The sequence below is a fragment of the Pseudomonas sp. genome, from assembly GCF_050739655.1.
Taxonomy (GTDB): Bacteria; Pseudomonadota; Gammaproteobacteria; order Pseudomonadales; family Pseudomonadaceae; genus Aquipseudomonas.
Genome location: NZ_JBOIBY010000243.1, coordinates 1 through 9948, shown reverse-complemented (window position 1 = coordinate 9948; position 9948 = coordinate 1). Strand labels below are relative to the sequence as shown.

9 protein-coding genes are annotated in these 9948 nt (G+C 54.7%); 7 read left to right on the top strand and 2 right to left on the bottom strand.

The features are described 5' to 3' along the window. Positions 1-524 precede the first annotated feature (524 nt). The 3 genes from fdhA to ACRESJ_RS11960 all read left to right on the top strand — a co-directional run bounded on the left by fdhA (position 525) and on the right by ACRESJ_RS11960 (position 3727). Positions 525-1724 (top strand): formaldehyde dehydrogenase, glutathione-independent, encoded by a 1200-nt coding sequence (gene fdhA / locus ACRESJ_RS11970; RefSeq protein WP_431758072.1) that lies wholly within the window; start codon positions 525-527, stop codon positions 1722-1724. 199 nt (positions 1725-1923) lie between these two features. Next, positions 1924-2727 carry an alpha/beta fold hydrolase gene (locus ACRESJ_RS11965; protein WP_431758071.1) on the top strand — a complete coding sequence of 268 codons (804 nt, stop codon included), beginning with the start codon at positions 1924-1926 and terminating at the stop codon, positions 2725-2727. Positions 2728-2764: 37 nt separating this feature from the next. Further along, positions 2765-3727, top strand: coding sequence for a PDR/VanB family oxidoreductase (locus ACRESJ_RS11960; protein ID WP_431758070.1), 963 nt, complete (start codon positions 2765-2767; stop codon positions 3725-3727). A gap of 36 nt (positions 3728-3763) precedes the next feature. Here ACRESJ_RS11960 and ACRESJ_RS11955 read toward each other — a convergent pair whose 3' ends face one another. Next, positions 3764-4936 (bottom strand): CaiB/BaiF CoA transferase family protein, encoded by a 1173-nt coding sequence (locus tag ACRESJ_RS11955; protein ID WP_431758069.1) that lies wholly within the window; start codon positions 4934-4936, stop codon positions 3764-3766. After that, complete coding sequence (locus tag ACRESJ_RS11950) at positions 4933-6540, bottom strand: AMP-binding protein (protein ID WP_431758068.1); 1608 nt, start codon at positions 6538-6540, stop codon at positions 4933-4935. Before ACRESJ_RS11950 ends, ACRESJ_RS11955 begins: the two co-directional genes overlap by 4 nt. 179 nt (positions 6541-6719) lie before the next feature. Between ACRESJ_RS11950 and ACRESJ_RS11945 the strand changes: the two genes are divergently transcribed. The 4 genes from ACRESJ_RS11945 to ACRESJ_RS11930 all read left to right on the top strand — a co-directional run. Next, a complete protein-coding gene (locus ACRESJ_RS11945; protein ID WP_431758067.1) occupies positions 6720-7775 on the top strand; it encodes a maleylacetate reductase in 1056 nt (351 codons plus the stop codon). Positions 7776-7817: 42 nt separating this feature from the next. Further along, complete coding sequence (locus ACRESJ_RS11940; RefSeq protein WP_431758066.1) at positions 7818-8774, top strand: VOC family protein; 957 nt, start codon at positions 7818-7820, stop codon at positions 8772-8774. Positions 8775-8783: 9 nt separating this feature from the next. Then, positions 8784-9428 (top strand): alpha/beta hydrolase, encoded by a 645-nt coding sequence (locus tag ACRESJ_RS11935; RefSeq protein ID WP_431758065.1) that lies wholly within the window; start codon positions 8784-8786, stop codon positions 9426-9428. 112 nt (positions 9429-9540) lie between these two features. Continuing rightward, positions 9541-9948, top strand: a 408-nt coding sequence (locus tag ACRESJ_RS11930; RefSeq protein WP_431758064.1) for a transposase, incomplete at its 3' end; no start/stop codon positions are given.

Below are 9948 nucleotides of genomic sequence, written 5' to 3'. Positions count from 1 at the left end.
ACGACTCCCCCCCTATTTCAGTTGCTGCCCCCTACCATCATCAGGCCTCGGGTACCTATCACCGAGGGATAGACGATGCCAGAAATGTCGCTTCCATCATAAAGGAGATGCTCGGCTGATTGAGAGCGCCGGGCCCTGGTACCCGGAGAGGCGACTGTCGTGATCGCCGGCAGATATCTGTCCTCGCAGTATTTGGCCGCCTGGCTCATCACCCAATTGGAGGGCATCAAGGCGGCACGCAGAGCAATTCATTATGTGACACAGGTGGGAGAGAAGGAGATCTGTGTGACACACGCTATAGCGAACATTTCGCCGTCCTGTATGGCTGAGAAAAACTGTCGCGACCTCATGTTTTCTTCAAGATCTATCGATGGATAGGTGTCGCATGCGCCTGCCTCAACCACCGTTGCAGTAGTAATTTTCAAGACCTTAGTTTTTAGACCAAATCAAGGTACTTGAAGCCCAATGCCTGCCTGAGCGCGGGCACAGCCATGCAAACCGACCATAAGAAGAGAGGGCTATTCATGTCAGGCAATCGTGGTGTTGTTTACCTTGGCGAAGGCAAGGTCGAAGTGCAGAAAATCGATTACCCCAAGATGCAAGATCCACGGGGACGAAAGATTGAACACGGAGTGATTCTAAAAGTAATCTCAACCAACATTTGCGGATCTGACCAGCACATGGTCAGGGGCCGTACCACCGCTCAAGTTGGATTGGTACTAGGCCACGAGATCACGGGTGAAGTCATTGAGAAAGGTAGTGACGTGGAAAGCCTAAGGATTGGCGATCTGGTCTCTGTCCCCTTCAACGTCGCCTGCGGTCGGTGCCGATCCTGCAAAGAGCAACACACGGGCGTCTGCCTAACGGTCAACCCTGCCCGCCCTGGCGGAGCCTATGGCTACGTGGACATGGGGGACTGGACTGGCGGCCAAGCTGAGTACGTGATGGTTCCGTATGCTGACTTTAACCTGCTCAAACTTCCGGAACGGGACAGAGCCATGGAGAAAATCCGCGACCTCACTTGCCTTTCCGACATTCTGCCAACTGGTTTCCACGGCGCAGTAACCGCTGGTGTTGGGCCGGGTAGCACTGTGTACGTCGCCGGGGCAGGCCCAGTTGGTCTTGCAGCCGCAGCTTCGGCCCGTTTGTTGGGTGCGGCTGTCGTCATCGTCGGCGATGTAAACCCGGTACGCCTTGCGCATGCAAAGGCTGTTGGTTTTGAGATTGCCGACCTGTCCAAGGACACACCACTCCATGAGCAAATTGCAGCCCTGCTCGGGGAGCCAGAGGTCGATTGCGCAGTCGACGCAGTGGGCTTTGAGGCTCGCGGCCACGGTCACGCTGGAGCCCAACACGAGGCCCCCGCAACTGTCCTTAATTCGTTGATGCAGATTACCCGTGTCGCCGGCAAAATCGGTATTCCTGGCCTTTACGTTACCGAAGATCCAGGTGCCGCAGATGCCGCAGCGAAGATTGGCAGCCTGAGCATTCGCTTCGGTCTCGGCTGGGCTAAGTCTCATAGCCTCCACACCGGCCAAACCCCAGTGATGAAATACAATCGCCAGCTCATGCAGGCAATCATGTGGGATCGACTCAATATTGCCGATATTGTTGGCGTCCAGGTAATCAGCCTTGACGATGCTCCCCGTGGCTATGGTGAGTTCGATGCAGGCGTGCCGAAAAAATTCGTGATCGACCCCCATAAGTCTTTCAGCGCGGCCTAAGCCCATCATTCGCGCGCCGTATGGATACTAAATCCTACGGCGCCGACACTCCCGTGCTCTCCTGGTACTTCGGCACTGTTTTTACTAGAGAATCCGCTCCTCCTCCCCCTTTGCATTAACCACTCTATCCAAGGATAGGTGCCCCTCCTCCAATCCTGGACGACCCTTGAAACATCCCCCCATGTGCCAGGAGCCAACAATGTCCAATAACAGCTTCGGTGACTCACGAGTCGACCATTCCGGTTTCGAACGCCACCGCTACATAATTGATGGATGCGAAACTATCGTTTACGTCGCAGGTGAAGGGGCACCGCTAGTGTTCCTTCATGGAGGCGGTACTTGGCACGGGATCGAATTTGCTCGCGCCTGGACTAACCGATTCAAGGTAATTCTGCCCTATCACCCAGGATTTGGTCAGTCGGGCGACAATCCAAACATCGACTGCATGCAAGACTACATCCAGCATTATCAGGAGCTCTTTGAGGAAATGGAGCTCAAGCATTTCAACCTGGTTGGCTTCTCGCTCGGCGGCCGAATGGCAGCGGAGTATGCAATCCAGCACAGCCATCAAATTGACAAGCTTGTACTCGTCGCTCCAGGCGGTCTTGATGTCGAAGAGTTCCCGACGCCGGATTTCATGAACATCCCCCCGGAAGAGATCCCCGCTTACTTGGTCAATGACTTGGCCACTGTCATTCCTTTCCTGCCAGCATCACCAGACGCTGAATTCGGAAAAATGCGCGAGCGGGAAGGTGGATCGATTGCAACCATTTCGCGAAACGGCACCGTCTGCAATCAGAAGCTTCCCAACTGGCTTCATCGGGTTCGCATGCCGACCCTCCTGGTCTGGGGACAAAGTGATCGCATCATCCCCTCCGGCCAGGCGCACTATTGGCAGCGACTGCTTCCTCATGCGGGTCTGACGATTTGTCCGAACGCTGGGCACCTCGTTCTTGACGAATCTGCACAAGCGCGTAATGCCGTAGCCGAATTCCTCGCTTGATCGATAGACACGCGCACAAAAGATCTGGAGTACCAAAATGTCTACAGGACAACTCGATGTCGTCATTGCGGCGATCAATGCCGAAGCAAAGGACGTGATTAGCTTTGAATTGGTCGATCCGCAGGGTCGAGACCTTCCACCATTTGAGCCTGGCTCTCATCTGGAAGTACATCTGGCAAACGGGCTTATTCGGCATTACTCGCTTTTTGGCGATTTCCGAGATCAGAGCCGTTACAAAATTGGTGTTGGTCTTTCACCTCAAAGCCGAGGCGGGTCACGTTTTTTGCACGGCGGGCTCAAGGTTGGAGATCGACTACGCATCAGCGCGCCGCGAAACAATTTCCCCCTTGTAGAATCAGGTGATCACTACAACTTTATCGCTGGAGGCATAGGAATCACTCCAATCTTAGCGATGATTCGTTGGTGTGTTGCCAATGGGAAGTCATGGACGCTTCACTACCTGGCACGCAGCCGACTTCGCGCTGCCTTTTACGAAGAGCTGTTAGAGCTTGGCGCTGATAATCTGGTGCAGCACTTCCTTGATGAAAACGGTGGTCAGCCGCTCGATATTGAGGCGACCGTTGCAGGCATGCCTCTCTATAGCCACATTTATTGCTGTGGCCCCGCGCCTTTAATGGAACGCGTACAAGAAGCAGCTCATGCAAGGCCGGCGGACAACGTGCATTTTGAGTGGTTCTCGGCATCAGGAAAAACGCAAACAAGCACCGATAACGGAAGCTTCAAAGTCATTCTGCGAAGCACGGGCGATATACTTTTAGTGCCGCCAGAAAAAAGCATCCTCGAGGTGCTTGAGGATAACGGACACTTTCTACCTTTCTCCTGCCGCGAAGGCCTTTGCGCAAGCTGTGAGACGCGTGTGTTGAGCGGCACACCCGACCATCGCGATTTCGTGCTGTCTGAATCCGCAAAGGCAGAAGGCAAGAGTATGCTGATCTGCGTTTCCCGGGCGAAAAGCGAAGTTTTGGAGCTTGATATTTAAGCGGCAAAAAAGGGGCCGGAGTTCCGGCCCCAGGCCTCATAAAACCTGGTTTTCTTCCAAATCAAGTATGTCCTGATCGCTAAATCCCCAGTCCAGCAAGGCCTCCTTGCTATGCTCTCCACATCCAGGCGCAGCACTCTGAATGGCTCCAGGAGTTTCTGAGAATCTTGGTGCAGGGGCAGGCTGATAAAACCCATTTGCTTTTACAAAAGTCGCTCGACTGAGGTTATGCGGATGCAGTGGCGCCTCCTGCAGGCTCAGCACAGGAGCAAAACAGACGTCGGTACCCTCTAGCAGCTCACACCATTCATCCCGGCTTCGAGTTCGAAAAACCTCCGATAATCGCTGTTTCAGCAGTGGCCAAGCAGTTCTATCCATCTGTTCAGCGTACGCTGCGTCATCAATACCCAGGCGATTGAGCAGCTCTGCGTAAAAATTAGGCTCGATAGCGGCGATTGCAATATGTTTGCCATCCGCACAGGTATATGTGTTGTAAAAATGAGATCCGCCGTCAATTGCGTTGCTCGCTCTTCGGTCAATCCATGTACCGGTATTGACCGATGATTCCGAGGAAAGAGGACGCTCCTCAGCTCGTCCCAAATGCCCGTAGATCATCCCAAGCATTGAGGCCACTCCATCAACCATCGCACAGTCCACGACTTGACCTCGACCACCTGAACGAACATGCAGTAACGCCGCCAGCACCCCCATTGCGAGGTAAAGCGCTCCTCCACCAAAGTCGCCAACGAGATTCAAAGGAATCGACGGATTATCTGCATTTCCCATTGCATGTAGAGCACCAGCAAGAGCGATGTAATTGATGTCGTGACCGGCCGCACTCGCCAGAGGCCCATCTTGTCCCCAGCCAGTCATTCGCCCATAGATCAAATCGGGATTTTTACGAAGCGCCTCCTCTGGGCCCAAGCACAAGCGCTCCATGACGCCGGGTCGAAATCCCTCGAGGACAATGTCTGCCTGATTCATTAGCTGCAATGCAACAGCCCGACCTTTAGCGCTCTTCAGGTTGAGCGCCACCGATCTGCGTCCTCGAGACTCGACACAATAGGCATCGCAGTCAGCGCCACCTTTACGGTCAACTCTCAGAACCTCAGCCCCCATATCGGAGAGCAACATCGCGCAGAATGGAGCCGGCCCAACACCTGCAAACTCCAGTACACGAACGCCGCGCAGCGGCCCCTGCGCCCTCACCGTCTAACCTCCAGACGCTGCCGCGGAAGAACAAGCCCAGAACCCTCTCGATCCCAAGTGTCCGCCGTGACGCCTTGCCCCCTTAGCTCATGCTTCAGGACTTTGTGAGTTGGCGTCTTGGGCAATTCCCTCATAAATCGGAGATAGCGAGGGATCATGAAGTCAGCCAGGTGCGGCTTGAGATACTCGATCAGTTGCTCTGGGGTGAGTTCTTGGTTTGGGGCTAAGGCTAGGACAGCAAGCACTTCGTCTTCCGACACTTCGCTTGGGACGCCAACCACTGCAACCTCGCGCACTGCCGAGTGAGCCAGGATGGCGCTCTCCACTTCGAATGAGGAGATATTTTCTCCTCTGCGGCGCAGAGCATCCTTCAAGCGATCGACAAAGAAGTAGTTCCCTTCTGCGTCCCGACGGAATGCGTCACCAGTATGGAACCAACCATTTCGCCAGGTCTTGGCGGTTGCTTCATGGTTCTTCAGGTAGCCATGACTCAGAGCCCAGGGTTGATGCGCACGAACGATCAACTCTCCAACAGATCCGATCGGCACTTCGATGTCAAAATCGTCCACGATCCGCAGCTCCACTCCTTCGCGCTTCCGACCACAGGTGCCAGGTGCGGTCGGATTTGCATCGCTGAACAGAGGCATGCAGAGCTCAGTCATGTTGTACTCGGTATAGATGTCTACCCCGAATCTCTCAGCGAAGGCCGCAGCCCCGTCATCCAGCGGCGCAACGAGGACACTCCGGAGAGAATGATCACGATCCGCACTTGTTACCTCCTGTTTGAGTAGGAACGGCAACATCACTCCCAGGAGCCCCGTTGTGGTGACCTCGAATTCACGCACTGTTTGCCAGAACCGGCTGACGCTGAAGGAGTCCGCAAGTACCAGTGACCCACCAGTAAGAAGTGCGCAGTAATACCCAAGGACGCCAGCAGCGTGATACAGAGGCAAGCTGACCAAGCTGCGATCGGTCTCATCGAGATGCTTGAATGCGGTTGCGGTGTGCCATAGGTGCAGATAGGACGTGAGCACCCCCTTCGATGGCCCAGTCGTTCCGGAGGTATAGATGACTACCGCCTCATTCCAAGGAAAATGCCCAGTACTCGAAGGGCCAAGCTCCTCCTCCGCGTACAGAACATCATCTCCTAGAAGCTGAACCCCGGACACGTTTATGCGCTCAGGGCCAATCACAATGACACGATGCAAGTGCGCCAGTTGAATTCCGGCTAGTCGGTCTAAAAGTCGCCCATCACAGATCATGAGCGAGGCTGATGTGTTGCTCAGGACATGCTCCAGCAACGTGCCCCGATACGACGTATTTATTGGTACTGCGACCGCGCCCAAATAATTAATTGCGAGCATTGTACGCAACGCATTCGAGCTGTTACCCAACCAAACCAGAACAAGCTGACCATGTAAAACCCCCAACGCCTGCAGTGAGGCAGCGCACGTTCTTACTTCTGCATGTGCCTCGCTGTACGTCCACTTTCCTCCAGACTCGAATATTGCAAAATCATTATTAGGTGTCTCGCTGGCACGCAAATCTAGAAGGTCGCGAATCTGACAGATAGGCAAATTAGCGCTTGTCGATTCCTTATTCATTGTTGTTCTCCGAGGGATTCACGCGCGATTCTTTGGCGCACCTACGCACGAGTCACCTATCTGGTGATAGGACTGACCGCACTATCTTTCGGCAGGTGCTTGCCCCCGATAGCTCTCCCAATCTGCTTACACATCAAAGTGCTCTTGAAGCACATCAGCATTGGGAGACAAAGCGCGTCATGCAGCCATTCATCTACAACGCCCTGCCCTCGCGAGTAATTTTTGGCTTCGGCACTCTGACCCAAGCTGCAGACGAGATTCGAGCACTTGGCTGCTCACGTGCCCTTGTTCTGACTACGCCCTTCCAGCGGGAATTGGGCGAAGCTCTCGTAGCCCAACTGGGCGACCTCGCTGTAGGGCTTTATGACAACGCAACCATGCACACCCCCGTTGAGGTCACCCGGGATGCACTTGGGGTAGTGGAAAGTACTAAGGCCAACTGCGTGGTGGCCTTGGGCGGAGGTTCGACAATCGGCTTAGGCAAAGCGATAGCGCTCAATACCGACTTACCTCAGATCGTCATTCCAACCACCTACGCAGGCTCTGAAGCGACTCCGATCATCGGCCAAACAGAGAACGGGCTAAAGACCACCCAACGCACTCTTAAAGTGCTGCCCGAAGTAATTATTTACGACGTAGATCTGACCCTGACGCTCCCAGCGCAAATGACCGTGACAAGCGGAATGAACGCCATCGCCCACGCTGTGGAGGCGTTGTACTCCAAGGACGCCAACCCTCTGATCTCGATGCTCGCAGAACAAGGTATTGCAGCGATCGCTCGGGCCCTACCCCGAATTCATCTGAACTCAGAAGACAAGGAAGCACGATCCGACGCCCTGTTCGGCGCATGGGCATGCGGAGTGTGCCTAGGCGCGGTTGGCATGTCTATTCATCACAAGCTTTGCCACACCCTAGGTGGCAGCTTCGATCTACCCCATGCAGAAACCCACACCGTGGTTCTGCCGCATGCCACCGCATACAACGCCGATGCTGCTCCACAAGTCATGGAACGTATCGCTCGCGCTCTTGGCGTTGAACACGCAGCACAAGGCCTGTTCGACCTTGCAGATAAGCATGGTGCCGCTACCAGCCTCGCTGACATTGGAATGAAGGAAAGCGACATCTCAAAAGCTGTCGAGATCGCCTGCGCCTCGCCGTACTGGAACCCGCGCCCGATCGAACCTGGCGCAATCCGCGAACTGCTCGAAAACGCCTTCAGTGGCAAACGACCTTAACCGAAGTACCGCGTTCAAAAACGCTAACAACAGGAGAACGTCATGGAACTCAATCCCCACATCCTTCGCCATCACCACATCACTCTGAACGTAGGTGGCGCCCAGGAAGACTACGACTTCCACACCAAAGTGCTTGGCCTGAAAAGCGTCAAGAAGACCGGTCTGTATGATGGCACCGATCCGATCTACCACTTCTACTACGGTAACGACATTGGCGAGGAAAGCACGCTAATTACCTGCTTCCCTATGCGTCAATCGGGTCGTATGGGTCGTCCAGGCAGCGGTCAGATCAAGACTCTCGCTCTCTCCGTTCCGGTTTCGTCCCTTGCCTTCTGGGCCAAGCATCTGGAAAACCACGGCTTCAAGCCTGAGTTCCAAGAACGTTTCGGTGAGCACCTGCTGCATTTCGCCCACCCGTGCGGCATTTGCTACGAGCTCGTTGGCATTGCTGACGACGATCGTAAACCGTACTCGAACGGTGTCGTTCCGTCCGAGTATGGCATTCGAGGCACCCACGGCATCACCGTCGCTGTTCGCGATCTGGAAAACTCTGCAGAGTTCATGCACTACGGCTGGTCGGGCAAGCAGCAATTAACTGATGCTTCCTTCAGCCGCTACGAGGTAGGCAACGGCGGCTCCGGTGCCATCATCGACTTTGAAGTTCGACCGGAGCTGCCTCAAGGCTCTTGGACTTATGGTGAAGGTACAGTGCACCATTGCGCCTTCGAAGTGGCAGACCTCGAGATCCAGAAGAGCGTCAAACTGCACCTAGAGGCAATGGGTTTCACCGACGTCTCTGACCGGAAAGATCGCGGCTACTTCGACTCGGTGTATGTTCGCACCCCAAGTGGCGCCTTGTTCGAGGCAGCTGTGTCCAAGCCCGAGGGCTTCCTCGTTGATGAGGCCTTCGAGGATCTCGGAAAAACCATCCAGATTCCGCCACAACTGGGGGCTCGCGCCCAGGAAATCGCGGCTTATCTTGAACCGCTGAAATATTGAGGCTGAGGGATGAGCGAAAATATCCATCTTCGCCTCCCCATCCAGGTCTCGAGTATCGCGCCCGAGACCGTGGGAGCGGCGATCATCCTCATTCACGGGCGCACCCAAAGCCCCGCCGACATGTTCGCCATAGCAGAGCGAATCAACCTGAACGGAATGCCTTACATCGCTGTGGAAGCGGCGGGCAAGAGCTGGTATCCGGACAAGTTCATGGCTCCGCTGGAGAATAACCAGCCATTCTTGAACTTCGCACTAGAGCGCCTTGATCTGCTAGTCAGCCAACTGGTGGAGCAAGGGATTCCTCGTTCGAAAATTACGCTAGTCGGTTTCTCTCAGGGTGCATGCCTAGCATGCGAATACCTGTACCGAAATCCACAGCGCTGGGGTGGACTCATTGCTTTCACTGGGGGGCTAATTGGGCCAGACAGCATGACTTGGGAAAAACAGGTCAAACTGGAAAGCACGCCAGTCCTGCTCACTAATGGAGACGATGATCCCTGGGTGCCACTTCCTCGCACGGAAGAAACTCTGGGAGTGCTACAGGTGATGGGAGCGAAGACCCAACTCAAGGTCTACCCTGGTAGAGAACACCAGGTTAGCGATGACGAAATTGATCTCGCTCGGAACATGCTGAAGGAAATATTCGGCTCGTGAGGCGTCCGCCGAAATTGAAAAGGCCACCTTTCCAGACTGTGTGAAAACCTAGCATTCTGCGCAGCGCTCAAAGAAAATGCTCCGTATCGAAAGATACGGAGCATTTTTCGTTATGGCTTACATCCAAGGAGAGTCCCGCAGCCAGACCAGTCTGTTCCCGGTCTCGCTGGAGGAACTGATCCCCGAAGATCACTTCGTCCGCGTCATCGACCTGTACGTCGCCAAACTGGATCTGGTGCAACTGGGCTTCGATAAAGCCCTGCCCAAAAGCACCGGTCGCCCCTCTTATGATCCTGCCGATCAGCTAAAACTCTACCTCTACGGCTATTTTCAGCGGATTCGCTCATCTCGGCGGCTCGAAGCCGAGTGCCAGCGCAACATCGAAGTGATGTGGTTGATCAACCGACTCAAACCCGACTTCAAGACCATCGCCGACTTTCGCAAAAACAACAAACTCGCCTTTGTGGCGAACGCCTACAACCTCAAGCGAGCAATTAGCGTGCTCGGAGCGCGCCAGTTG

Excerpts from the sequence above, each read along its gene's own strand:
- ACRESJ_RS11965 (WP_431758071.1), top strand. The coding sequence starts at position 1,924 with ATGTCCAATAACAGCTTCGGTGACTCACGAGTCGACCATTCCGGTTTC.
- ACRESJ_RS11935 (WP_431758065.1), top strand. The coding sequence starts at position 8,784 with ATGAGCGAAAATATCCATCTTCGCCTCCCCATCCAGGTCTCGAGTATC.
- ACRESJ_RS11945 (WP_431758067.1), top strand. The coding sequence starts at position 6,720 with ATGCAGCCATTCATCTACAACGCCCTGCCCTCGCGAGTAATTTTTGGC.
- ACRESJ_RS11940 (WP_431758066.1), top strand. The coding sequence starts at position 7,818 with ATGGAACTCAATCCCCACATCCTTCGCCATCACCACATCACTCTGAAC.
- ACRESJ_RS11960 (WP_431758070.1), top strand. The coding sequence starts at position 2,765 with ATGTCTACAGGACAACTCGATGTCGTCATTGCGGCGATCAATGCCGAA.
- ACRESJ_RS11950 (WP_431758068.1), bottom strand. The coding sequence starts at position 6,540 with ATGAATAAGGAATCGACAAGCGCTAATTTGCCTATCTGTCAGATTCGC.
- fdhA (WP_431758072.1), top strand. The coding sequence starts at position 525 with ATGTCAGGCAATCGTGGTGTTGTTTACCTTGGCGAAGGCAAGGTCGAA.